Here is a 24,204-nt window from a genome sequence, read left to right as displayed (position 1 = left end):
TTACTTACTCTCACGCTTAATCGTAATGGGATACACACGATCCCCGGTGTATTGCGCTTCGCAGGCGGCGGCGCCAATGCTGGAATGACACACTAACATCGGCATACGGTAACGCGATTTGTCCGCGCACCGGGCGGTAAAGCGGCTTTCTATCACCATGTTACCCGCGCTGGTCATCGCCGCCGTGACATCGGCCTTACAGGTGGTGTTCCCCTGGTTGATCTGTACGCTGCCCTTGCCATTGTTAAACTGGAAGTGCATGACAGGGGGTTTACCGGTTGGCGTTTTGATGTTTTCGATCTCTACGCGCCAGCGTCCGTCAATCACCTGAACCTGACCATCACGTACGGCATCCGGTGTTACCACCAGATCGTCGGGTTTCGCGGGCACCGCAGGCGCAACCACGTTGGAAAGCGTCGCAGACGGTGCCGCTGCAGGCACAGGCGCAGCGCTGGCGGCGGTTTGCGCACCCGCTACCACGGCGGCCGGTTTCTGCGGCAAAGTGTCAGCCAGTTTTTCAGCCGGCACCATGGCTGCCGGTCTGATGGCGGCAACAGGGGCGGTGTTTTGAGCGACCGGGGCGGACGGCGTGACGGGCTCCGATTGCGGCATATGCAGGATAACCGCCGTCGCGGCCGCTGCGGCAACGGCCAGCGTCGGAATCAGATACCACAGACGGAAAGCCGGACGACGCGCGGCCTGAGCGGGCACAGGCTCTGGTACAGGTTCCGGCTCAGGCGCGGGCACCTCTGCGACCGGCGGTACCACCGCGGCGGGTTCGGGCACCACCACCGGTTCGGGCGCAGGCGGCACAACAGGTTCGGGTGGCAGTTCGACCAGCGAAGCAGGCAGCGACTCCTCCAGGCTTTCACGCAGGCAGGCAAGTGCATCATCACGGTTGCGCTCCTGCGCATCCACAAATCCCCAAAAGGTGATGACAGGTTTACCGTTCACCAGATAAACATATTGCTGATTGGGGAATTGCAGGCTCTTGCCGAGCAGCGCGCCAAACAGGCGCATCGCCGGATTGGCAGCCTCGCGGGCGCGGGCGCTAATGGCTTGCAGATCCTGCTGGCAGGCGGTGAGATGTTGCAACGCCTGACGGCGTTCATAATCGCTCGCGGCCATCCAGGATTTGACTTTGCCGGAAAAAGGCGCGTACCAGTCAAGCCGGTCGCCACGTTCATTGGTTTGCGGAATCGCCAGGCAGTCTGCCAGTGCGCTTTGGCGGCGCAAACGCAGGGTCTCACGGATTTGCAGGGCGGACGTAAATACCGGCTGGCCGTTCTCACCTAAAGCCAGAACCGCATCCAGATTGCCGCTGCGCAGAAAAGTTTTTGCCACCTGTTAGGCCCTTATCGGTCGTTGTCTGAGGCAGAAGATCGCGTGTTATCGTCAATTACGGTGATTTTACGTGGGGCAATGGCAAATCAAACCGCAGAAAAAGAGGTCAAATGCGTGGTTTTTTCGCCCGCTGCCGGGAAAATAACCAATGCCCAGATGATGTTACGCTGTTTTACGTTTTAATAACAGATGCGCGATAACGCCACCCACTAATCCCCAAAACGCCGACCCGATCCCTAAAAGCGTCACGCCCGACGCCGTGATTAAAAAAGCCAACAGCGCGCTGTCGCGGTCAGCAGGCTCTGCCAGTGCCCGTTGCAGACTGCCGCCCAGGGTCGTCACCAGCGCCAGGCCCGCCACTACGTGCACCATTACAGCCGGCAGTGCGCTGAACAGCACCGCAATCAGCGCACCGGACAGGCCAGCCAACAGATAACATCCGCCGGCCACTGCCGCGGCAATCCAGCGACGACGGGGATCGGGATCGACCTCTTCGCCCATACAAATCGCTGCCGTAATGGCCGCCACACACACCGAAAATCCGCCGAACGGCGACAGAACCAACGCCAGTAATCCGGTCCAGCTCATGAGCCCGGATACCGACGGACGATAGCCGTGTGCCTGTAGGGTGGCGACGCCGGGCGCATTTTGTGACGCCATGGTGACTAAAAAATAGGGTAGACCAATACCGATAAGCGTGTGCAGTGAAAACGACGGCCAGACAGGCGCAGGAAGGCTGAAACGGGCAGCCTGCGCCGGAAAATGAAGACTGTTCTGGGCTACCGCCAGGGTAACACCGACCAGAAGCGTAATCAGAATGGCATAACGGGCCAACCAGCGGCGCGCCAGTAACCAGCTCATACACATCGTGGCGGCGAGGGGAAAGTTCACGGCGAAGTCGCTAAACGTCTGCAAGCCAAAGCGCAGTAAAATGCCCGCCAGCATGGCAGCCGCCAGCGACGCCGGGATATGATTCATCAGGCGGGCAAACAGGCCCGTGACCCCGCATAACACAATCAGGACATTGGCAAAAACAAATACGCCCACAGCCTCATTGAGAGACGTGCCCGGCAGGCTGGTGGCCAGCAAGGCCGCCCCCGGCGTGGACCAGGCGGCCAGCACCGGCATGCGGTAAGCCAGGGAAAGCCCCGTTGAGGCGATTCCCATTGCGATGCCAATGACGGAGAACCAGCCTGCGATCAGCGCAGGCGGCGCGCCAGCCGCCTGGGCGGCCTGATAAACAATCGCACCTGTGCTGCTGTAGCCGACCAGCACGGCGACAAAGCCTGACACCACCATAGGCAGGGTAACGGGAAACGGTGGATGGCGCAGTGACATGGTCTCTTCCTCTTGTGCGTTATAGCGCACATCGTGGCATAGTGCGCTATAACGCACAAGTGCTACACTGATGCGCTTATGCAGGAGACAATATGGAAAATTTGCATCACTATCTTGGCGAGGCGCTGAAACAACTGAGGCAAGCCAATGGCTGGAGCCTTACGTTAACCGCCGAGAAAACAGGCGTCAGTAAGGCGATGCTGGGGCAGATTGAACGCGGCGAGTCCAGCCCGACGATTGCCACCCTGTGGAAAATCGCCACCGGCTTTAATGTCCCGTTCTCGTTTTTTGTTCATCAGTTGCCCATCGCCGAAGGGGAAGTGGCCCGTTATCGCCAGCACAATGCGCAGATGGCGGTGACGCCGTTGTTACCTTATGACGATCGGCTACGCTTTGATTTGCTTGCCGTTGAGCTGGCACCAGGCGCGCAGAGTGATTCTGCCGCGCATGAAAAAGGCGTGATCGAGCAGGTGGTGGTGCTGGAAGGCGAGCTGTTGCTGGGCATTGCTGATACCTGGCGGCGGCTGAAGCGGGACGAGGCCTTTCAGTTCCGCGCGGACGTGGCCCACAGTTATCGCAATCCGCTGGATACGCGCCTGCGCTTTCACAGCCTGATTCACTATGTCGAGCGACGCTGAGCACCGGCTCGGGTTTGCCCATTAATCAGCCTGACTTACAAATTGAAACGACCCGCGCCTGTTCAGCGCTGCCCGGCACGCTATAATTGCCTCCCCCTGTATGGCGCGCCTGTTCGGGCACTGGCGGCGAACCGGCGGTGCGTAGCGGCATCAGCCTGCGCCATACTTCTTATACTGTTTCCAGAGGACTCACCATGGCTTTAACCACACTTGATGCGAAAACCGCTCTGATTGTTATCGATCTGCAAGAGGGGATTGTTGCGCTGCCGGTTGTGCATGAGCCACAGCCGGTTATTGAACGCTGCGCAGCCCTGGCGGCCGCCTTTCGTGAAAAAGACCTGCCTGTCGTGATTGTGAATGTCGCGGGCGGCGCACCGGGCCGAACCGAATCCCCCCGGCATCAGGGCGAATTACCGGCAAATTGGGCCACACTGGTACCGGCGATGACACCGCAACACAACGATATCACCGTCACTAAGCACACCTGGGGCGCGTTTAATCAAACCACGCTTCATGATCAGCTACAAAAACGCGGTATTACGCAGGTGGTTATCTGCGGTATTGCCACCAGTATCGGCGTAGAGTCGACGGCACGTCAGGCTTACGAATTAGGTTACAACGTCACGTTAGCGGTCGATGCGATGACGGATTTAAATAGCGATACGCACGAAAACAGCATTAAACGCATTTTTCCTCGCCTGGGGGAAACCGGCAGTTGTGACGATGTGCGTGCAAAACTTAACGCCCTGTAAGGGTTAAGCGACTTGCCAGGGGATGAGCAGCATCACGCTCATTCCCTGGACGTCTTTCGGCTGACGCGTCGCCAGAATGAGATCAGGCTGCATCGCCGTCGCTGCAATCAACGCATGGGTGTCAGCACGTCTAACGGGCATATACAGCCGTGCGCAGTTGCGTGCAATCCTGCCAGCGTCCGCTCATGATACACCGCCAGCACCTGGGTCTGGTACGCGTGGCGTAAGCGCTGCGCCTGTTCACTGTCCCGCCTCGCCAGGCGCGCGATGCCGCGTCTGGTTTCCAGCCATGTCACGGCCGAAATAAAGGTCCTGTCAGCCTCAGCACCACCGGCCCCCGCGAGAACGCAGGGATCCATTCGCGGCTTCCCGCAAAATTATCCCGGCATGTAACAACGTCATGCCTGAAAAATAAGGGAAAGAGCGAGTCAGCGGTCACGAAGCACCTGCGCAGCCGCCTGCGTTTACTGGAACTGTCAGGCCAACGCTGTAGTTGCGTCCCGGTACAGATTCGTAATAACGGCCATTGCTTTCGTTGACGATGACTGAGCCCATATAGTCAACCAGATTATCGACCCGGCCAACCAGATCCTGTGTTTATGCATCAACCAGCCATTTTTAGCCGCTGTTTACCACCGTTACGGCATACGAAGGTGCACGCACTGTGTTGCTGTCATCTGCGGCAATATTGCTCATATAACGCCATTCCGCGACCGCATAAAAGCCCTGTTCAGGGGCTGATTCTAAGCCGGTATCGATCCGGTTGCGCACGATACCGGGCATCCGCTTGCCGTCGCAGTCAGCGGCAGAGAAAAGATGGCAGGCAGCACAAAAAACGGCAGGCTTTACCGGCGTAATCGCTTAATATCCCTCTGTATTTGGCCTGAAAGCGGCTATCCAGGGGGAGGTCGCCAGCCCGATGCGGGTCGAACGCCATGACGACTGGCGGCAGGTCGCAGTATAGGGAGATAAACGAACCCACGGGCACAATCGCCCTTATGTTAATCGTTTTGTCTGTTGTCTGGAAAAACGTAAATGTTCAGCCGATGGATGTAACCGTGAGACGGGCATCCTGGGTAGATCTCTCCCGCGTTTGGCCCGGTTGCGGGCCGAACGACAGGCGGCGTTGTCAGTAACTGGTTTGGGAAGCCACAGCGGACGTTAACGGAAGGACGAGGTAACCGATGCTACCTTTTATCTTACGCCAACCCGTATGAGCAACACGGGCCTGACTATTCACTACAAGGAAATCAGCATGAACGTAGCGGTTTTAGGATTGGGTGCCATGGGGCACGCCTTTGCAGCGAATTTACTGAAAAAAGGGTTTGAGGTTCACGGCTGGAACCGCACGCGCGCACGGGGCGAAGACCTGGTTGACGCCGGGCTGAACCTTGCGGATTCGGCATCTGAAGCGGTAAGCGAGGCTGATGTCGTGATTGCGATGTTATCCGATGGCGAAACGACAGCGCAGGTGCTGCATGAGGTGAATGCGGCTATGAAGCAGGGCGCCACGCTGTGTCAGATGGGGACCATTGGCGTTGAAAAAACCGATGCGCTAATCGCTTTCTTTGCCCAAACGCGCCCGGATGTGGTGTTTATCGATGCACCGGTTTCCGGCACCAAAGCGCCTGCGGAAAACGCCCAGATTCTGGTGCTGGCCAGCGGCGACCGTTCGCGTGCCCAGGCTGCTGAAGCGGTGTTTGCCGCGATAGGTAAAGGCACGCAGTGGCTGGGCGAGGCGGGCAAAAGTTCGCGTATGAAACTGGTGATCAACAGCTGGTTAATCGGCCTGATGCAAAGTCTGGCGGAGAGCAACCGGCTCGCTGAACAGTTTGGTTTTTCAACCCACGATCTGTGGCAGGTGCTGGACGGCGGTCCGCTGGCCGCGCCGTATGCCAAAATGAAGCTCGCCATGATGGAAAGCGAAGATTACACGCCGCAGATGCATCTGCAATGGGCGCTTAAAGATGCCCGGCTGGCGCTTGAGGCGTCGGACAGCACGCTGCCCGCGCTGGAAAATATCGCCCGCGTCTGGCAGCAGGCCGTTGAGGCCGGGCACGGCGAAGAGGATTTAGCGGTGATCTATAAGTACCTTAAGTCGCAATGAGTGCAACGATCAGTTTCGATTTCAGCACGCGTCCGCTGGTGCCGCTGGCGCACGATTATCCGCATGGGGCAACGGAGCCCTGGCATTTTCATCGTTGTGCGCAGTTGATTCATACCTTAAGTGGCGTGGTGCGGGTTGAAACCGAACAGGGCAGTTGGGTGGTACCGCCCAGCCGCGGCGTCTGGCTGCCAGCCATGACGCGCCATAGCTTACAGATTACCGGCGCGGTCGCGGCCCGGGTGTTGTTTGTGGACCCGCTGGCCAGGGCCGATCTGCCTGCCAGTTGCCAGGTCGTACAAATTTCGGCCCTGCTGCGGGCGCTGATCGTCAGCGCCATGGATTTACCGGTTTCCTATGCGCCCGCCAGCCGGGCGGAACGGATTTACGAGCTGATCCTGGATGAAATTCGCGGCATGGATGTGCTGCCCTTTGCCTTGCCCGTGCCCGACAGCCCGCGTTTACAGGCATTGTGCATGCAGATTCAGGCGGAGCCCGCCGGTGACTGGACGCTGGCCCGCGCCAGCGAATGGCTTAATGTGTCTGGCCGGACGCTGGCCCGTCACTTCGAACGTGAAACCGGGCTTTATTTCAGCGAGTGGGTACGCCGTGCGCGCGTGGCCATTGCCCTGACCCGGCTGGCACAGGGCGACCCGGTTCTACAGGTCGCCCTCGATCTGGGCTATGAGAGCCCCGGTGCGTTTAGTGCGATGTTTCGTCGTGTGCTCGGTGTGGCACCGACGGACTACTTCCCGGCGGCAGAAAGTGACCTGCCGCGTTGAGGAGGGCCTGCAGGGCGGCACGTGACGTATCGCTGTCGATGCTGACGCCCCATGCGCGCTCTCCCTGAAGATTGATACAGCTGACATAGGCAACCGATCGGCTGTCGCTGCGTTTTCCCAGCGTGTGTTCATGGTAATGTTCGATCGTTAACGTCAGATCGCAGGCGTGACGCAGCGCGTTGACGGCGGCGGACAACAGCCCGTTACCGCAGCCTGTCAGCAGGAGAAGGTGGTCGTGATGGCGGACGTGGGCGCGCAGGCGCGTTTGCTCGCCTTGTTCGCTTTCACTCTGCGCATCCATCAGACGCAGCGTGGGCCGATCAATCTGGTAGTGACGACAGAACAGTTGCCAGACCGCGTGCTGCGTCATTTCTTTTCCGTGGGCATCGGTTTCCTGTTGTACACACCTACTGAAATCCTGCTGAAGGGCGCGCGGCAGTTGCAGACCGTGGTTCTGCTCCAGCAGCCAGGCCGCCCCACTTTTCCCCGACTGGCTGTTAACCCGAATCACCGCTTCATAACTGCTGCCGATATCCGCCGGGTCGAGGGGCAAATAGGGCATCTGCCACACGGTTTCCTGCTGCTGTGCGCGCCAGGTAAACCCCTTTTTGATTGCATCCTGATGCGAACCGGAAAACGCGGTGAACACCAGTTCGCCGGCATAGGGATGACGCGGATGGACGGGCAGTTTATTGCAGGCGGTGACGACCTCAATCACGCGGGCCATGTCACTGAAATCCAGTCCGGGGGCAACGCCCTGGGTATAAAGGTTTAACGCCAGCGTCACCAGATCCACATTCCCCGTGCGCTCTCCGTTACCCAACAGGCAGCCTTCAATGCGGTCCGCACCGGCTAACAGCGCCAGTTCCGCGCAGGCAACGCCCGTGCCGCGATCGTTATGCGGATGAACGCTAATGCACACTGCCTGTCGACGACTAAAGTGACGACAGAAAAACTCAATCTGATCGGCATACACATTAGGCGTGTTGACCTCAACCGTGGCGGGTAAGTTGATGATCATGGGGCGCTCAGGCCCGGGTTCCCAGACGGCGGCCACCGCTTCACAAATGTCGAGGGCAAACGCTGGCTCGGTAAAGCAGAAGGTTTCCGGGGAGTATTCAAAGGTCCACAGTGTCTCGGGTGCGGCCTCGCAGGCGGCCCGGATTTGCCGCGCGCTGTCGGTAGCCAGCGCCACAATCTGCGCTTTACTCTGGTTAAATACACGTTCCCGGAACAGCGGTGCGGTGGCATTGTACAAATGGATAATGGCGCGCGGTGCGCCTTTCAGGGCGCAGAAGGTCGTCTCAATCAGATCGTGGCGCGCGGGGGTTAAAACCTGCACCGTCACGTCTTCAGGAATGCGCTGCTGTTCAATCAAATCCCGTACGAAGTCAAAGTCGGTTTGCGAGGCTGACGGGAAGGCGACTTCGATTTCTTTGGCCCCGCAGTCCAGCAATAATTGCCAGAACTGCAGCTTTTGCGCGCGACTCATCGGTTCAGCCAGCGCCTGATTGCCATCCCGCAGGTCGGTAGACAGCCAGCGCGGCGCACGGCTGATTGACCGCGAAGGCCACTGACGGTCAGGCAGGTCAACCAGGGGGAAAGGGCGGTATTTCTCGGCGGGATTCGTTAACATTGCGTTCTCCTTTTCGGTGTCAGCTCAGTGTGGCGAAAGCGCAGCCATGCGGCGCGCGCAAAACTGACAACCTGATACGCAAAAGTGACAATCGTGATTCATAGGCTGTGGCACAGTGTGCGCTGCCATTTGCCGAAGCGGGGCGACAGCGTTAGCATAACCCGATGTTCTTGAGGGGGTTTTCTATGCAGATTTTCGACGGGCACAACGATCTGTTACTGAATTTGTGGCTGCACCATCGTGATGCGCCTGCTGAGGCGTTCTTTGCCGGCGTGCCTGAGGGCCATCTGGATTACCCTCGCATCCAGCAGGGCGGATTCGCAGGTGGGCTGTGCGCGATTTTTGTTCTGCCGAAGGATTACCTGGCGCAGGTCGCGTCCACGCGTGCTGCAGAAGAACCTTATGATCCCCTGACGATAATGTGGCAGCAGCTTGACCTGCTGCAGCGTATCGTGGCGCACGCGGAGGGGCGGGTAAAACTGTGCCGCAGCGCGGCAGAAATCGACGCCTGTCGCGCAGAGGGCGTTTTGGCGTTAGTCGCCCATATCGAAGGCGCGGATGCGCTGGATCCCGACGGCGAGGCGTTGACGGCGTTTTATCATGCCGGGGTGCGCTCGATTGGGCCTTTCTGGAATCTGAAAAACCGCTTTGGCGAAGGGGTTAGCGGCAGCTTTCCGGGATCACCCGACACCGGTCCCGGCCTGACGTCAGAAGGGGAAGCGCTTATCAGGCAGGCGGCCGCGCTGAATATGATGATTGATGTGTCCCATATGAACGAGAAGGCATTCTGGGATACCGCGCGGCTCGGCCTTTCCCCACTGGTCGCCAGTCATTCCAATGCGCATGCTCTCTGTCCGCAACCCCGTAACCTGACGGATGATCAGCTTCGGGCGATTCGCGACAGCGGCGGTGTGGTCGGGATTAACTTTGGCAACGCTTTTCTGCGTGCTGACGGAAAACGTGACAGCGACACCGATTTGACAGAAATCGTCAAACATTGCGATCACCTTATTAACATAATGGGCAGCGATCATGTGGCCTTCGGGTCAGACTTTGACGGCATTTCGGTGCCCGATGCGCTCGGCGATGTCAGTGGGTTGCCCCGGTTGCTCGCTGTTTTTCGCGACAAAGGCTATGATGAAAGCGTGCTTGAGAAATTGACGTGGGGAAACTGGCTGCGGGTTTTACACCTTACCGGCATCCGTTAACACGTTTTCTTACGGGCTTTTCGTTGATTTCACCCCAGGGTCTGCGAGAAAATAGCGTGACAAGGTTCGCATTTTAATCCCTGTTACGATGCTGTCTTGCAGTACGTTCTTTGTCTGTTTATTTATAAGGAAGAAAATTATGTGGAAAAAACCAACATTTGTTGATCTGCGCCTCGGTCTGGAAGTAACACTGTACATTTCCAACCGTTAATCCTTTGCCCGCCGCTTGTGCGGGCATTTTGTTTCAACACCTGGTCCCTTTCATGTTTATTAAAGTCCTTGGTTCGGCGGCAGGCGGCGGATTCCCGCAATGGAACTGCAACTGTCCCAACTGTCAGGGTGTCCGTAACGGCACCGTTCAGGCGACGCCGCGTACGCAGTCCTCCATTATTGTCAGCGATAATGGCGAGGACTGGGTGCTGTGCAATGCCTCCCCCGATATCAGTCAGCAGATTTTGCACACGCCAGAACTCATCAAAAAAGGTGTGCTGCGCGGTACGGCGATCGGCGGCATTATCCTGACTGACAGCCAGATCGACCATACTACCGGTCTGCTCAGTCTGCGTGAAGGTTGTCCGCATCAGGTATGGTGCACGCCGGAAGTCTATGACGATCTCACCACGGGTTTCCCGGTGTTCACCATGCTGAAACACTGGAACGGCGGCTTACAGCATCGGCCCATTCGCCCGTTAGCGCCGTTTAGCGTGGACGTCTGTCCGGATCTCCAGTTCACTGCGATTCCAATCCTCAGTAACGCACCACCGTACTCGCCTTATCGCGATCGGCCGTTACCGGGCCATAACGTGGCGCTGTTTATTGAAAACCGCGCAAACGGCCAGAAACTGCTGTATGCGCCCGGACTGGGCGAGCCGGATGCGGTGATTCTGCCGTGGCTCGAACAGGCGGACTGCCTGCTGATTGACGGCACGGTCTGGCAGGACGATGAATTACTCTCCGCGGGCGTGGGCAAAAATACCGGCAAGGCCATGGGCCATCTGGCGCTGGCTGAAGAGCAGGGGCTGATGGCGTTACTCGCCCGTCTGCCCGCAAAACGCAAAATCCTTATTCATATTAACAACACCAATCCCATCCTTGACGAACAGTCGCCTCAGCGTCAGTACCTGACTGAACAGGGCATTGAGGTGAGTCAGGACGGAATGGCGATACAGTTGCAGGACGAAAGATGCTGATTACGGAAACCCTGTCGCCTCAGGCCTTCGAACAGGCGCTGCGTGATAAAGGCGCGTACTACCATATCCATCACCCTTATCACATCGCGATGCACAATGGCCAGGCCACACGCGAGCAGATTCAGGGCTGGGTGGCGAACCGCTTCTATTATCAAACCAGTATCCCGTTGAAGGATGCGGCCATCATGGCCAACTGCCCGGACCCGGCCACCCGGCGTAAATGGGTACAACGTATTCTGGATCACGATGGCAGCCAGGGCGCTGATGGCGGCATTGAGGCCTGGCTGCGGCTGGGCGAGGCGGTCGGGCTGACGCGTGAGGCATTGCTTTCTGAACAGCATGTCCTGCCGGGCGTGCGTTTTGCGGTAGATGCCTATGTCAACTTTGCCCGCCGCGCTAACTGGCAGGAGGCGGCCTGCAGTTCGCTGACGGAGTTGTTTGCGCCACAGATTCATCAGTCACGGCTCGACAGCTGGCCTCAGCACTATCCATGGATTAAAGAAGAAGGCTATTTTTACTTCCGCAGCCGTCTGAGTCAGGCTAACCGCGACGTGGAACACGGTCTTGCCCTGGCGCTTGAGTTCTGTAATACGGCGGAAAAACAGAACAGGATGCTGGAGATTCTGCAGTTCAAGCTGGACATTCTCTGGACGCTGCTGGATGCCATGACCATGGCTTACGAACTTCACCGCCCGCCTTATCACAGCGTGACCGATAAGGCCGTCTGGCACACAACCCGACTGGTATAATGATGAACGAACACACAATTGTCGCCTTTCGCCGTGGCTACCGTATGCAATGGGAAGCGGCACAGGACAGCCATGTGGTGCTTTATCCCGAAGGCATGGCGAAGTTAAATGAAACCGCAGCGGCCATTCTGGCGCTGGTGGACGGCAAACAGGATATCGCTTCCATTATTGCCACGCTGGATGCTCAGTTCCCGGACGCGGGCGGCGTGGGCGAAGATGTGAAAGAATTCCTGCAGTCAGCTTATGAACAGAAGTGGATACAGTTCCGTGACCCAACCTAAACCCGGCGTCAACCCACCGCTCTGGCTGCTGGCAGAGTTAACCTATCGCTGTCCGCTCCAGTGTCCGTACTGTTCGAACCCCCTGGATTTTGCCCAGCAGGCGCGCGAGCTTACCACCGCACAGTGGATCGAGGTCTTTCGCCAGGCCCGTGCCATGGGCAGCGTGCAGCTGGGCTTTTCGGGCGGTGAACCGCTGACGCGTAAGGATCTGCCCGAACTCATCAAAGCGGCGCGTGATTTAGGGTTTTATACCAACCTGATCACCTCCGGCATTGGTCTGACGGAGAAAAAACTCGACGCATTCAGCGAGGCCGGTCTGGATCATATTCAGATCAGTTTTCAGGCCAGTGATGAAACCCTCAACGCGGCGCTGGCAGGCTCGAAAAAAGCCTTTCAGCAGAAGCTGGAGATGGCGCGCGCAGTGAAAGCTCACGGCTATCCGATGGTGCTGAATTTCGTACTGCATCGCCATAACATTGACCAGATCGATAAGATTATCGATCTGTGCATTGAGCTGGAGGCGGATGATGTTGAACTGGCGACCTGCCAGTTTTACGGTTGGGCACAGCTGAACCGCGAAGGGTTATTGCCGACGCGTGAGCAGATTGCCCGGGCGGAGGCGGTCGTTAACCGCTACCGCACGCAGATGAACGAGCGGGGCAGCCTCACTAACCTGCTGTTCGTTACGCCAGATTACTATGAAGAACGACCAAAGCCGTGCATGAGCGGTTGGGGCGCGATTTTCCTGAGCGTCACGCCAGAAGGCACGGCGCTGCCGTGCCACAGCGCGCGACAGTTGCCGGTGGCCTTTCCTTCGGTCCTGGAGCAGTCGCTGGAAGACATCTGGTATCACTCGTTTGGTTTTAACCGCTACCGGGGGTTCGACTGGATGCCGGAACCCTGCCGCTCCTGTGATGAAAAAGAGAAAGACTTTGGTGGCTGCCGCTGCCAGGCCTTTATGCTGACCGGCGATGCCGATAATACCGATCCGGTCTGCAGTAAGTCACCGCATCACGGCACAATCCTTGAGGCGCGTCGTCAGGCAGACTGTAGTGATATCAAAATCGGTCAGCTACAGTTCCGCAACCGCACCAATTCTCAGTTGATCTATAAAACGCGGAATCTGTAATGCACACACGCAGCCTGACCCTGAACGGACTCCGCGTGACGCTCGTCCACCAGCCGGACGCAACGCAGGCGGCGGCGCTGGTGAAGGTGGCGGCGGGCAGTCACGATGAACCTGATAACTGGCCCGGCCTGGCGCATCTGCTTGAGCATATGCTGTTCAGCGGTGGCCAGCGCTGGCCCGACGAAGGGCGGCTGATGAGCTGGGTGCAGGCGCAGGGCGGACAGGTGAATGCCACCACCCTGGCGCGCCAGAGCGCCTTTTTTTTTGAAGTCGCCCCGGACAGTCTGGCTGATGGCCTGCTGCGCCTGCAGGATATGCTGAGCGCGCCGCGGTTAACGCCAGAGGCCATTACTCAGGAAATTGCTGTGATTGATGCCGAGCATCGGCTGCTGCAGCATCACGCTGCGGCCAGAGCAGAGGCGGCTATATTCTCAACGGTCATCGCACCGGCCAGTTTCCAGCGCTTTCAGACCGGCAACAGGGCGGTTTTTGGTGACAACGTCACTGAATTGCAGGCCGCGCTGCGGGCGTTTCATCAGCGTTTTTATCACGCCGGCACGATGACGCTGTGGCTTCAGGGGCCGCAGCCGCTGGACGAACTGGCAACGCTGGCTGAGTTTTTTGCTGCTCCTTTTGCCCTTCGCGATGCGGGCAGTCTTCCGGCACCAGACGTTGAATTATCGGCCGACAGGAGGCTGATGTTGCAGCAGGACGGCCCGTCCGAAGTGACGCTGAGCTGGCTGTTACCAACGGCGTTAAGTGACAGTGTCACGCTGTTGCGCGAGTTTTTGCTGGATGAAGCCCCCGGCGGCTTGCTGGCCGCCTTCTATGCGCGCGGGCTCGCCAGTCAGCTACAGCTAAAATGGCTGTATCAGTCCGCAAAAACGCAGTGGTTGATGATGACAGTGACGGGTGAGCAACCCGCCGTGGTGCAGGCATTGCTGAAGTCATTTTTCGCCGCCTTGAGTCATACCACAGCGACGCAGCGGCAACACTACTGGCACCTTGCGCAGCGGCGGCTGGCTGCATTGTCGCCCTTAATGCAGCTTCAGGCGCGGGCTTTAGGGTTTGCCGCCACGGGCGACTGCCCCGAACTCTCGCCCTTATTACAGACGCTGGCCGGTGTGCCAGCAACCACCCTGGTTTGTGCCGCCGACGTGGCTGGCGAATCACGCAGCGTACAGGGTTATGCGCTCACCCTGGCACGCTGGCAGGTGCCCGACATCAGTGTTCCCCCTGTTAAGTGGTTTTTTTATCCCGGCCCTAATCCTTTCCCGCCCGCCAGGCTGCCCACCACCGCAGTGACGTTGCCACACATTCACCCGGATGAAACCTCCGGCACGCTGATACTTCGTCCCGAACTGTACAGCACGCTGGCGGCAGGTCAGGCCTGCGAAAGCGCCTTGCGGTCGGTGTTTGCAGTACTGCGTCACTTTGGCGGCGGTGGGGAATGGTGTGAAAGGCAGGGCGTCTGGCAACTGACGCTGGACTTACCCGCCGACGAGGCGTTGCTCAGCGCGGCGCTGGCGCAACTGTTATCCTGCCTGATGCCGACAACGGAAGAGGCCAGCTCTGCCATTCCCGGTATTGCAATACGCGAACTGCTACGACAATTGCCTTACTGCCTGGCGTCGTCCGTGCAGCCGCAGCGCTGGCGGGCCATCCTTCTGGGCGGTAATGCCCGTCGACATCAACAACTTGCGCAACAGCTCAGCGTGCTGAAGGTCAATTCTCCTACATTACCCGCGCGGGCATGGGTGAGCGGCGAAAGCAGGATACCGCACCCCTCGGACGACAGCGCCATTCTGCTGTTTATACCACTGGCCGATCCTCAACAGCTGGCCGCACTGCGCGCGCTGGCGCTGCTATACGCGCCGCGATTTTATCAGCGCTACCGTGTTGAACGCCCCATCGGTTATGTCGTCAGCTGCCGTTACCAGCGTTGTGTGGATATCGACGGTATTCTTTTTGCGCTTCAGTCACCCACCCTGTCTGCCACAACGCTGATTCAGTATTGCGACGATTTTCTGCAGCAGATGACGTCCGTGACAGACGCGGCCGATCTCGACGGGGTGAAAACACAGTTAGCCGCAGCGCAGGAAGAACCCACCGTCGAGGCGCTGCGTCAGGCTAACGCACTGCCCACACTGACGCCACAGGATATTGCTGCCCTCAGCACTCAGCAGTTAACGCAGCTGCATCACCAGTTATGCAGCCAGAAATCAGCGTGGCGCATCTTACGTACAGACGATAAGCAGTAGAATAATTACTCATCGATATTGTTGAATGATTTTGATTGTTTACGCCAAATCTCTTCACTTTTTATTCCTGCCGCTTTGCACCAGACTCAATGTGACGCCATAAAAAAGGAATGAAAAGTGAAAGATGTTAAACGTTTTACACTGCCACTGATCGCAGTTGCCGCGCTGTATATCCCGGTTTCTCAGGCTGAGACAATGCACTACCAGCTGGATCCACAGCATACGTCGGTCGTTATGAGCTGGGAACACTTCGGCTTCTCGCATCCTACCGCCGATATTCCGGATGCCACGGGGTCACTGGTGTTCGACAGCAGCAAACCCGAGCAGTCGCGTGTTGACGTGACCTTGCCTGTCACCAAAATTGACAGCCATGTGCCTGCACTGACGAAAGAATTTAAAGGCGCCGACTATTTTGACGTCGCCAAATACCCGAGCGCGACCTTCCGCAGCACCAAAGTCATTGCTAAAGGCGATAACAAATTTGACGTAGAAGGTAATCTGACGCTGAAAGGCATCACCAAACCGGTTACGCTGCACGCCACGCTGAACAAGCAGGGTGAGCATCCGATGGTGAAAAAGCAGGCGATTGGTTTTGATGCGACCGGCACCATCAAGCGTTCTGACTTCAAACTGGATAAATACGTGCCTGCGGTCAGCGACGATGTCAAACTGACCATCTCCACCGAAGCGTACGCAAAATAACGCTTTCAGCATGTTTTCCCGCCCGGCACATCCGTTGCCGGGTTTTTTTATGCCCGCTTCACCCAACGCCACCGGTACAACACAGCCCGCTTTGCGCAAACGTTCATCATCGTGCCGCGCGTGTAAGAAAACCCGGTAAACGCTTAACCGGACAAGATGAATCCTTTTTCGCTGCCGAAATAACCGGTATCTATGCTGCCCGTATAACTAACCCGTCAGCATCACAGTGAAAAGTGAGGCGAAAATCACAAATCTGCATCGCGGTTTTTTTGTTATCCGGACACGCGCCTGAAATAGCCGTTTCTCTTCGCCTGATGATATTTAACCTGTTGTTTTATCAACCGAAGCTCACAGAACGGGCGCGCTTATTAATTGTGATTTAATTCACATAAACACCTGTTATAACCCCGCTGTCAATCTATCCACCCGGCAAAATACTCTCGTTTTTGTGATCTCACTTGCAAATATAAGGCTTGTATCCCGAAACAATAGCCCGCAGACGCATTGAGCCAGAGAGGAATGGAGAATGAGAATCGGGATGGTAATCAGCGGCGGCGATGTTACCGGCATAAATAATTTTATTTTTCAGATTGCGAGAATGACGCAGGCGGAAATGGTGTTATTTAATGGCGGTATTCCGGGGCTTATCGATAATGTCTGTCAGGAAATTGCGCAACGCGATTTAGTGGATTTCTCTGTTACCTCGATTCCGGTTATGCAGTCGGGAAGAACCACGCGAAAATTAATTCGCAGCGAATACGAAACCATCACCCGACAGCTCAAGTCATTGCGTATTGATGTATTAATTATGGCCGGCGGAGATGGCTCACTGCAATTTTTACATACGCTGAGCGAATTTGGGGTGAACTGTTTTGGCATCGGCATGACGATTGATAACGATGTCTTCGGCAGTGATTATACCGTGGGCTTTTCCACTGCCTGTGAGCAGGTACTTAAAGAGGTGGCAAAACTGCGGAATACGGGGCGCGCATTAACCGGCCGGGTATTTATGGTCGAGTTGCTCGGTGGTTACTGCGGTGAACTGACGCTGCAATCGGCAATAAAATCGAATGCGGATTTTGCGTTAATCCCCGAGTGTCAGATTCCGACGGCGACGCTGGCCGGGCGCATCACTCAGCGCCTCAGTGAACAGAACAGCGTCATTATCCTGTGCTCTGAGGGTTATACACGTGAATATTCACCGGGCTTTCAGGGCGCAATCGATACCTTAATTAAGCAACTTGAACCGTTGATCGGTGTGCGCATTCGCAAAACGATTGTCGGTTATGGACTGCGTAATGGCGATCCCACCTGTGAAGAAATTTATCAGGGCACCATTATGGCAAGTGAAGTGGTTCGTTGTATTCAATCCGGAATGCGCAATAAAGCCGTCATTATTAACGGCAGCAATAAGCCTATTCCGATTGACTTAATAAGCATGAAAAAACGCCTGGTCGATACAGAAGGGCACCATTATAAACTCGCTAAACAACTGCAAATAGTGTGAGGAGAAAACATGCTGAAAATTTTATGTGTTTGTGGTTGTGGTCTGGGTTCAAGTTTCGCCATCGAAATGAGTGCGAAAGCCGTTTTAAAAAAACTGGAAATTGAAGCCGATATCGATCACACCACAATTTCAGAAGCTAATGCATTTAAATCCGACATGATTCTGACGCAAAAAGCGTTTGCGGATGTTTTAAATGCCGACGCCACACCAGAACAGATTAAACGGGTCATTATATTAAATAAACTTACCGATAAAGCCGAAATTGAGCAAAAGATCGTGGCTTTCTTAAAAGAACGTAATATGAAGGTTGCTAATCATGAATAGTGTAATCAATTTTCTGGTTAAAGATTTACTGGGGCAGGCATCCATTCTTATCGCTTTTATTGCGCTGATTGGGCTGGTGCTGCAAAAGAAATCTGCGGGAAAAGTGGTGGAAGGGACGTTTAAAACCCTGCTCGGCTTCTTAATTATGATGGCGGGCATCAATATTATTGTCGGCGCACTGACCTTCCTGAACAGTATCTTCACCCACGGCTTTGGCATGCAGGGCTACATCACTGATGTGGCTGCCATCGCCGGGCTGGCCAACCGTGAACTGGGCTCCGAAGTGGCCATGACGCTGCTGGTGATCTTTATCGTCAATATCATCATTGCCCGCCTGACGCCGTTTAAATACATCTTCCTGACCGGACAGGCGTTGTTATGGATGGCCACGATTGGTGCGGTCATCGGCTATAAAGCAGGCTTAACCGGCTTACCGCTGATTCTGACCGGCGGGATTTTTGGTGGCGTTATGGCTGTCGTGATGCCCGCGCTGGCCCAGCCGGTGGTACGGCGTATTACCGATTCGGACGATGTTGCCCTGGGCCACTTCTGTACCATCGGCTATCTGCTGACGGCGGCCGTGGCGAAGGTGGTCGGTAAAGGGTCACGTTCGACGGAGGATCTGAAGTTACCGGACAACTTCAAATTTTTACAGGACACCTACCTGTCAATGGCGGTGGTGATGGTGCCAATGTACCTGATCCCTGCGCTGGCAGCCGGTCCCGCCTTTATTGCGCAGTACAGCAGCGGCACCAACTACCTGATGTATGCCTTTATGCAGTCCATTCAGTTTGTCGCGGGCGTGTTTGTCCTCTACAGCGGTGTGCGACTGCTGCTGAATGAACTGGTTCCGGCATTCCGTGGCATTGCCATGCGGCTGGTGCCGGATGCGAAGCCTGCACTCGACTGCCCGGTCATGTTTCCTTATGCGCCTAATGCAGTCATTGTCGGTTTCCTGGCGACCACGCTCGGTTCCGTGGTCGGCATGCTGGTGTTCCCGATGTTTGGTCTGGCAATGATTCTGCCGGGTCTGCTCACCAACTTCTTTGCAGGCGGCACGGCAGGCGTGTTTGGTAATGCGTTGGGGGGCCGGCGCGGAGCGATGATCGGGGGCTTCGTGCACGGCTTATTCATTACCTTCCTGCCGGCCATTCTGGTGCCGATGCTGGAAAGTTATGGCTTTACCGGCGTGACCTTCAGCGATTCCGACGTCATCAGTACCGGCCTGGTTTTGGGACATGCTTTCCAGAATAACTGGTTGTTCGTCGCCGTATTCGTCGCCTTTGTTACCGCTATCGCCTGGTTTGTTAACGGAAAATCCACTTCATCCCGTGAGGAAAACGTGCATGAAACTTTATAATTTCACTGACCTGCTCAAGATTGCCAAAGAACGTGATTTTAAAGCGGTGGGATCGTTTAATCTACATTGTCTGGAAATGCTGCCCGCCTTTTTTAAGGCGGCAGAACAAACCCACAGCCCGTTAATGATTCAGATATCTACCGGTACGGCAAAATATCTCGGACACGAATTACTGGTCGATGCCGTTAAATCTTTAGCGAAAAGTAAAAATATTCCAACCTGTCTGCATCTGGATCACTGTTCTGATTTAGAGGCGATTCAGACAGCGATTAACGCCGGATTCAGTTCGGTCATGTACGATGGCTCACATTTACCGCTTGAGGAAAATATTGCTAATACCCGACGGGTTATTGATATGGCGCGCCCGCTAAATGTCTCCGTGGAAGCTGAACTGGGCGCAATCGGCGGATCGGAAGATGGTAAATGCGTGGAGATGGATGAAATTGCGTTTACCCCTGTAGAGGATGCCAGGCACTTTGTGCACGAAACGGGCGTCGATATGCTGGCGATTTCCATCGGCACCGTGCACGGCCTGTATACCGGGAAAGCCCATATTCAGCACCAGCGCCTGGCCGCAATCACCGACGCCACCGCGACGCCGCTGGTCCTGCACGGCGGAACGGGTGTGAGTGATGAAGATATGCGCCTGGCTGTCAGCAGCGGTATCGACAAAGTGAACGTGGGCACCGAGATGAATGTCCAGTGGGTGGCGCAGTGCAAAACCACGTTCGAAAAAGGCAAAGTAAACGACAGCGTGCGTAATTTCCTGGTGCCCGCTAATAATGCGGTAACCAATGTATTAGTGGAAAAAATGCAGTTATTCCGCTAACCCCATTTATCCCGACGTAAATAAACCTGAAGTGCCCACGCGCTTTTCGGGGCAGGAGTCGCTATGTTTGGATTCATGAAAAAGAAAGTGGAAAATCAACCGCAGGATGCGGCCGAACAGGATCGCCTGGCAGAATCCGTCAGCGAGAAAATAAGGCAGCTGGAAGCGAAGCTGGCCAGTAATACCGCCGATACCGACACGCAAAAACAATTAATGCTGGAATATAACCGGGCATTATCACTCTATGCAAAAAGCCGTCGTTACCGGGATCACATCGATCCTCTGTTTGTGAAAATTGATGAATTACGCAATCTGGTGCGAAAATCAGTTTAAGGAGCAGTAATGACCATTAAACAGTTATTACAGGAAGCCAATGCCATTCAGGTCGGGGTTGCGGCCAGCGACTGGCAACAGGTGATCGCCATGGCGGCCAAACCGCTGGTGGCGGGCGGCTATATTCGGGCCTCGTATCCTCAGGCTGTCATTGATAACACGCTCACGCACGGTGCCTATTATGTTTTTGAAGAAGGTATCGCCATTCCTCATGCCCGCCCGGAAACGGGCGTTATTCGCGACTGTTTTAGTCTGATTGTGCTGGCAGAACCGATCTCGTTTGAGGGCAGTGAAAAGGCCGATATCGTCATCATGTTCGGTGCCCGTGACAGTAATGCCCACATTGAAGAGGGCATTCGCGCGATTGTCTCGCTGCTTGACGATGACGCGACGCTGGTCAAACTACGCCAGGCCAGTAGCGTGGCGGACGTCATGGAGATCTTATGACCAGACAGGCGGAAAGTAAGCGAGTAGTACTGGTTAACGGAATTCCCGCCTCGGGCAAAAGTACGCTGACCCTGATGCTGTCCGGGCGTTTCACCTTACCGGTATTAACGCTGGACAGCATTAAGGAGCCCTTCATGTCCAGCTTCGCCCCGGTCGATCGTCAGCGTAACCGACAGCTCGGCTGTGCGGCTTACCAGGCGATCTGGAATATTGTGGGCCAGTCACCGGTGAACACGGTTTTTCTGATTGATGCCTGGTTTGGGTTTCAGTCGAAAAGCGTGCTGGAGCAGGGTTTGCAGCGAGCGGGCGTGGATGAGGTGCTGGAGATCTGGATGCAGATCTCACCCGATGAGGCGGTGGCGCGTTACCAGGCTCGCCTGGCGCAACGCATGCCGGGTCACCCCGGCGCGGAGTATCTTGCGGAACTGCGTCGTCTGGCGGAAGAAGCACAACCCATGGCACTGGGGCCGCTGCTGCGGGTTAATGCCAGGGCCATCGATGAAGCGGCGGTTTGTCAGTGGCTGGCTCAGCATACGGGAAAGAAGGACTATACTGCGTCTGTTGAGGATGAAACAGAGGAGCCGCCCCATGCCACAGCCCCCTTATCTGCAAACGGGTGAGAGCGTCGTGCTTTATGATGGTGTATGCAAACTTTGTACAGGATGGGTGCGTTTCCTGTTGCGCCACCGGCTGGCGCGGCAGGTCCGTTTTGCTTCCGTCCAGAGTGAGGAGGGCAAAGCACTACTGAGATGGGCCGGCCTGCCTGACGACAATATCAGCACGATCGTCTACATTCGGGATGAACAGCACTGGCTTCGGGCGCAGGCTATTTTTCGCGTTTTTCAGCAGTTGCCGCTGCCGTGGCGCATCATGAGCGTGCTGCGCTGGTTGCCGAAACGCCTCAGTAACCTTTTTTACGACGCCATTGCGCTGAACCGCTACAGGCTGTTTGGCCGCTATGCGACGCAACAGCCCATTCGCGCCGATTATCCAGGCCGGTTCCTGTCGCATCAGGCCTGACGACACCGCTTTACCCGTCATCGCCTGCAAAGGTGAATTAAAACCATCATTTTTCTTCAGGTTTACTAATATTTTACAGGCAGGTTAACAACGTGATGGGAAGGTAATACGTTGTGCCTGGGCTGTATAACTATTGAAAATGGAGAAAATCATGCGCAACACCTCTGGACGATCGGCCATCGCCGTGACGCTTTACGCTCTCCTCGAACCTCTACCGGTGGGCTTTTTTGTAGCGGCCTGGCTGTTCGATATCATCTATATGAAGACGACTGTCATCTTCTGGTCTGTCAGTGCCAGTTGGTTAATCGCAATAGGTCTGGTCATCGCTGTTCTGCCACGAGTAATTAGTCTTATTTATCTGTTCCGCGGCAGCAGCGCGCCAGAGAAAACCCATTTCTGGATCTCGCTGGTGGCTATCCTGCTGGCTATCGCCAACGCCTTTATTCACAGCCGTGATGCGTACGCAGTGGTGCCCACGGCGGTGATTCTCTCAACGCTGGTGGTGATACTGCTACTGCTGGCGAATGTGCAACTTGCCCTTCGTCAACGCATCGCTTAAGGAGAAGCCCCAATGAAAATACCACAATATTCCCTGATAGCGTTGGCGCTGACGGCCCTGTTAGCCGGGTGTGATAACGGTGCGTCGGTCGCGCCTGAAAAACAGATTGGTGCGAATCCTGAGCTGCCGGAAGCCAAAAATTTTATGGTACCGCCGATGCAGGTGCCCAAAGGTGTTCCGTGGAAGAACGGAGAAATGCCCAAGGTCGCCGAGGGGCTGAAGATAGAGAAGATTGCCGATAAGCTTCAGCATCCTCGTCAGGTCTACGTGCTGCCGAACAACGATATTTTGGTCGCGGAATCCAACGGCACACCCAAACCCACGACCAAGCCGAAAGAGCTGATTACGGGTCTGGTAAAAAATGCCTCAGGTAAAGGGGGCAAAGGCGGTAACCGCATCACCCTGTTGCGTAATGTGAATGGCAAGTGGGAGCAACACCGCTTTATCGAAAATCTGACCGCGCCGTTTGGCATGCAACTGGTCGGGAATACCCTGTATGTGGCAAATGCAGACAGTCTGGTGAAATTTCCCTACAGCGAAGGACAAACCGAGATTCGCACCGCGCCGGAAGAGGTGACCGAATTACCCGGCGGGCCCATTAACCACCACTGGACAAAAGCGCTGTTAGCCAGTCCTGATGGCAGCAAACTGTATGTCGGCGTCGGGTCGAACAGCAATATCACCGAAAACGGTATTGGTGCGGAATACCGCCGTGCCGCCGTGCTGGAGGTCGATGCCGCCAGCGGTGCCAGCCGCATTTATGCCAGCGGCTTGCGTAACCCGACGGGGCTCGACTGGGAGCCGCAGACGAAGCAGTTGTGGGCGGTCGTCAACGAGCGTGACGAAATTGGCTCGGATCTGGTGCCTGACTACCTGACATCTGTTAAAGAGAAAGGCTTCTATGGCTGGCCCTACAGCTATTTTGGTCAACACGTTGATGTACGCGCTCAGCCGCAGCGACCGGATCTGGTCAAAACAGCCATCAAGCCTGATTACGCTCTGAGCTCGCATGTCGCCCCACTGGGCCTGTTGTTCTATGGTGCAGAGAATATGCCGCAGTACCGGGGCGGTGCCTTTATCAGCGAACACGGGAGCTGGAACCGTAAGCCACTGAACGGCTACAAGGTCATCTGGGTGAAATTCGAAAACGGGAAACCGGTGGGGCAACCGCAAACCGTGGTGTCCGGCTTTTTGACTGAGGATGAAAAAGAAGTGCACGGCTTACCGGTGGGCCTTGCCAGCGATAAGCAGGGCGGGTTAATTATCGCCGATGATGCAGGTGATACGATCTGGCGCGTCAGTTCAGCGAAGTAATTGCGACTGCGCAGGCATAAAAAAAGGATTTGGCATAATGCCAAATCCTTTTTTCTTTTGTTCGTCCTGCGGCGGGTAACCGGAGGACAAACGAGGTGCTCAGCACTCTCCACAGGTTGAGTGTAAAGAGTGACAGCGAAGACTTCAAGTTTGGCCAAAATACTGTATATTTATACATGTGTTGAGCGTCGGGCATCGCACCGTGGTTAACTGATTGCTTCCAGGGGAGCACGGTTATGTAAATCCCGGCAGGTCCCAGGTGGTGCTGGCCTGTGACTTAAACCATGAGTGCCGCTCAGCCCTCTCCACAACGTTGTGCTCAGGCAGTCGGCGGGTAATGTCAGAGTCCTGGCTGCTGAACAGCGCGCTCCCTAAGCAGGAGAAGGAAAGTGATGGA

General features: G+C 56.0%; 26 protein-coding genes and 1 pseudogene. 22 read left to right on the top strand and 5 right to left on the bottom strand.

Annotation, left to right across the window (positions count from 1 at the left end; all coding sequences use genetic code 11):
- Positions 1 to 1,344: an SrfA family protein gene (locus tag C1N59_RS10820; RefSeq protein WP_205951841.1), complete on the bottom strand. Its 1,344-nt coding sequence runs from the start codon at positions 1,342 to 1,344 to the stop codon at positions 1 to 3.
- 162 nt (positions 1,345 to 1,506) lie between these two features.
- The gene (locus C1N59_RS10815; protein ID WP_324019732.1) at positions 1,507 to 2,682 is read right to left on the bottom strand and encodes a benzoate/H(+) symporter BenE family transporter; all 1,176 of its coding nucleotides are present in this window, start codon (positions 2,680 to 2,682) and stop codon (positions 1,507 to 1,509) included.
- Between the two features lie 92 nt (positions 2,683 to 2,774).
- On the opposite strand from C1N59_RS10815, the gene C1N59_RS10810 reads away from it, so the two are divergent.
- On the top strand, positions 2,775 to 3,320 hold the full coding sequence (locus tag C1N59_RS10810) for a helix-turn-helix domain-containing protein (protein ID WP_033741332.1): 546 nt from the start codon (positions 2,775 to 2,777) through the stop codon (positions 3,318 to 3,320).
- 194 nt (positions 3,321 to 3,514) lie between these two features.
- Complete coding sequence (locus C1N59_RS10805; protein WP_039340433.1) at positions 3,515 to 4,072, top strand: isochorismatase family protein; 558 nt, start codon at positions 3,515 to 3,517, stop codon at positions 4,070 to 4,072.
- Between the two features lie 107 nt (positions 4,073 to 4,179).
- Here C1N59_RS10805 and C1N59_RS10800 read toward each other — a convergent pair whose 3' ends face one another.
- Both C1N59_RS10800 and C1N59_RS10795 read right to left on the bottom strand, forming a co-directional pair.
- A complete protein-coding gene (locus C1N59_RS10800; protein ID WP_185199467.1) occupies positions 4,180 to 4,431 on the bottom strand; it encodes a PIN domain-containing protein in 252 nt (83 codons plus the stop codon).
- Positions 4,432 to 4,507: 76 nt separating this feature from the next.
- Positions 4,508 to 4,870, bottom strand: a pseudogene (locus C1N59_RS10795) (TonB-dependent siderophore receptor); the annotation flags it as partial.
- 457 nt (positions 4,871 to 5,327) lie between these two features.
- Between C1N59_RS10795 and C1N59_RS10790 the strand changes: the two are divergent.
- Positions 5,328 to 6,179, top strand: coding sequence for an NAD(P)-dependent oxidoreductase (locus C1N59_RS10790; protein WP_226375008.1), 852 nt, complete (start codon positions 5,328 to 5,330; stop codon positions 6,177 to 6,179).
- Positions 6,176 to 6,958, top strand: a complete 783-nt coding sequence (locus C1N59_RS10785) for an AraC family transcriptional regulator (RefSeq protein WP_110267533.1) — start codon at positions 6,176 to 6,178, stop codon at positions 6,956 to 6,958. The genes C1N59_RS10790 and C1N59_RS10785 overlap by 4 nt, the downstream gene beginning before the upstream one ends.
- On the opposite strand, the gene leuA is transcribed toward C1N59_RS10785, so the two are convergent.
- Positions 6,879 to 8,594 carry a 2-isopropylmalate synthase gene (leuA, locus tag C1N59_RS10780; protein WP_110267532.1) on the bottom strand — a complete coding sequence of 572 codons (1,716 nt, stop codon included), beginning with the start codon at positions 8,592 to 8,594 and terminating at the stop codon, positions 6,879 to 6,881. The genes C1N59_RS10785 and leuA overlap by 80 nt on opposite strands.
- Before the next feature lie 185 nt (positions 8,595 to 8,779).
- Here leuA and C1N59_RS10775 point away from each other — a divergent pair, with 185 nt between their 5' ends.
- The 18 genes from C1N59_RS10775 (at position 8,780) to C1N59_RS10690 (ending at position 23,807) form a co-directional block, all read left to right on the top strand.
- On the top strand, positions 8,780 to 9,802 hold the full coding sequence (locus tag C1N59_RS10775; protein WP_394549469.1) for a dipeptidase: 1,023 nt from the start codon (positions 8,780 to 8,782) through the stop codon (positions 9,800 to 9,802).
- Between the two features lie 139 nt (positions 9,803 to 9,941).
- On the top strand, positions 9,942 to 10,013 hold the full coding sequence (gene pqqA / locus C1N59_RS10770; RefSeq protein ID WP_009090272.1) for a pyrroloquinoline quinone precursor peptide PqqA: 72 nt from the start codon (positions 9,942 to 9,944) through the stop codon (positions 10,011 to 10,013).
- A gap of 52 nt (positions 10,014 to 10,065) precedes the next feature.
- Entirely contained in the window at positions 10,066 to 10,992 is a 927-nt protein-coding gene (gene pqqB / locus C1N59_RS10765; RefSeq protein WP_033741347.1) for a pyrroloquinoline quinone biosynthesis protein PqqB, read from the top strand.
- Positions 10,986 to 11,741, top strand: coding sequence for a pyrroloquinoline-quinone synthase PqqC (gene pqqC / locus C1N59_RS10760; protein ID WP_033741349.1), 756 nt, complete (start codon positions 10,986 to 10,988; stop codon positions 11,739 to 11,741). Before pqqB ends, pqqC begins: the two co-directional genes overlap by 7 nt.
- Before the next feature lie 2 nt (positions 11,742 to 11,743).
- Positions 11,744 to 12,022, top strand: a complete 279-nt coding sequence (pqqD, locus tag C1N59_RS10755; protein WP_110267531.1) for a pyrroloquinoline quinone biosynthesis peptide chaperone PqqD — start codon at positions 11,744 to 11,746, stop codon at positions 12,020 to 12,022.
- On the top strand, positions 12,009 to 13,151 hold the full coding sequence (pqqE, locus tag C1N59_RS10750; protein ID WP_394549468.1) for a pyrroloquinoline quinone biosynthesis protein PqqE: 1,143 nt from the start codon (positions 12,009 to 12,011) through the stop codon (positions 13,149 to 13,151). Before pqqD ends, pqqE begins: the two co-directional genes overlap by 14 nt.
- Positions 13,151 to 15,412: a pyrroloquinoline quinone biosynthesis protein PqqF gene (gene pqqF, locus C1N59_RS10745; protein ID WP_394549467.1), complete on the top strand. Its 2,262-nt coding sequence runs from the start codon at positions 13,151 to 13,153 to the stop codon at positions 15,410 to 15,412. Before pqqE ends, pqqF begins: the two co-directional genes overlap by 1 nt.
- 117 nt (positions 15,413 to 15,529) lie before the next feature.
- Positions 15,530 to 16,114, top strand: coding sequence for a YceI family protein (locus tag C1N59_RS10740; RefSeq protein ID WP_039340419.1), 585 nt, complete (start codon positions 15,530 to 15,532; stop codon positions 16,112 to 16,114).
- Between the two features lie 526 nt (positions 16,115 to 16,640).
- A complete protein-coding gene (locus C1N59_RS10735) occupies positions 16,641 to 17,621 on the top strand; it encodes a 6-phosphofructokinase (protein ID WP_394549466.1) in 981 nt (326 codons plus the stop codon).
- Between the two features lie 9 nt (positions 17,622 to 17,630).
- Positions 17,631 to 17,945: a PTS sugar transporter subunit IIB gene (locus C1N59_RS10730; RefSeq protein ID WP_033741363.1), complete on the top strand. Its 315-nt coding sequence runs from the start codon at positions 17,631 to 17,633 to the stop codon at positions 17,943 to 17,945.
- Positions 17,938 to 19,305 (top strand): PTS sugar transporter subunit IIC, encoded by a 1,368-nt coding sequence (locus tag C1N59_RS10725; protein ID WP_033741366.1) that lies wholly within the window; start codon positions 17,938 to 17,940, stop codon positions 19,303 to 19,305. The genes C1N59_RS10730 and C1N59_RS10725 overlap by 8 nt, the downstream gene beginning before the upstream one ends.
- Positions 19,292 to 20,134, top strand: a complete 843-nt coding sequence (locus C1N59_RS10720; RefSeq protein ID WP_054633813.1) for a class II fructose-bisphosphate aldolase — start codon at positions 19,292 to 19,294, stop codon at positions 20,132 to 20,134. The genes C1N59_RS10725 and C1N59_RS10720 overlap by 14 nt, the downstream gene beginning before the upstream one ends.
- 63 nt (positions 20,135 to 20,197) lie before the next feature.
- Positions 20,198 to 20,467 (top strand): hypothetical protein, encoded by a 270-nt coding sequence (locus C1N59_RS10715; RefSeq protein ID WP_039340416.1) that lies wholly within the window; start codon positions 20,198 to 20,200, stop codon positions 20,465 to 20,467.
- Positions 20,468 to 20,476: 9 nt separating this feature from the next.
- The gene (locus tag C1N59_RS10710) at positions 20,477 to 20,914 is read left to right on the top strand and encodes a PTS sugar transporter subunit IIA (protein ID WP_033741369.1); all 438 of its coding nucleotides are present in this window, start codon (positions 20,477 to 20,479) and stop codon (positions 20,912 to 20,914) included.
- Complete coding sequence (locus C1N59_RS10705) at positions 20,911 to 21,534, top strand: AAA family ATPase (protein WP_394549465.1); 624 nt, start codon at positions 20,911 to 20,913, stop codon at positions 21,532 to 21,534. The genes C1N59_RS10710 and C1N59_RS10705 overlap by 4 nt, the downstream gene beginning before the upstream one ends.
- Positions 21,503 to 21,934 (top strand): thiol-disulfide oxidoreductase DCC family protein, encoded by a 432-nt coding sequence (locus tag C1N59_RS10700; protein WP_033741374.1) that lies wholly within the window; start codon positions 21,503 to 21,505, stop codon positions 21,932 to 21,934. Before C1N59_RS10705 ends, C1N59_RS10700 begins: the two co-directional genes overlap by 32 nt.
- 151 nt (positions 21,935 to 22,085) lie before the next feature.
- Complete coding sequence (locus tag C1N59_RS10695; RefSeq protein WP_058701939.1) at positions 22,086 to 22,493, top strand: DUF2231 domain-containing protein; 408 nt, start codon at positions 22,086 to 22,088, stop codon at positions 22,491 to 22,493.
- A 12-nt stretch (positions 22,494 to 22,505) separates the two neighbouring features.
- A complete protein-coding gene (locus C1N59_RS10690) occupies positions 22,506 to 23,807 on the top strand; it encodes a PQQ-dependent sugar dehydrogenase (protein WP_054633811.1) in 1,302 nt (433 codons plus the stop codon).
- The last annotated feature ends 397 nt before the right edge of the window (positions 23,808 to 24,204 follow it).

This window comes from Pantoea sp. SGAir0183 (assembly GCF_043545505.1).
This window is presented reverse-complemented; position numbering and strand designations above follow the sequence as displayed.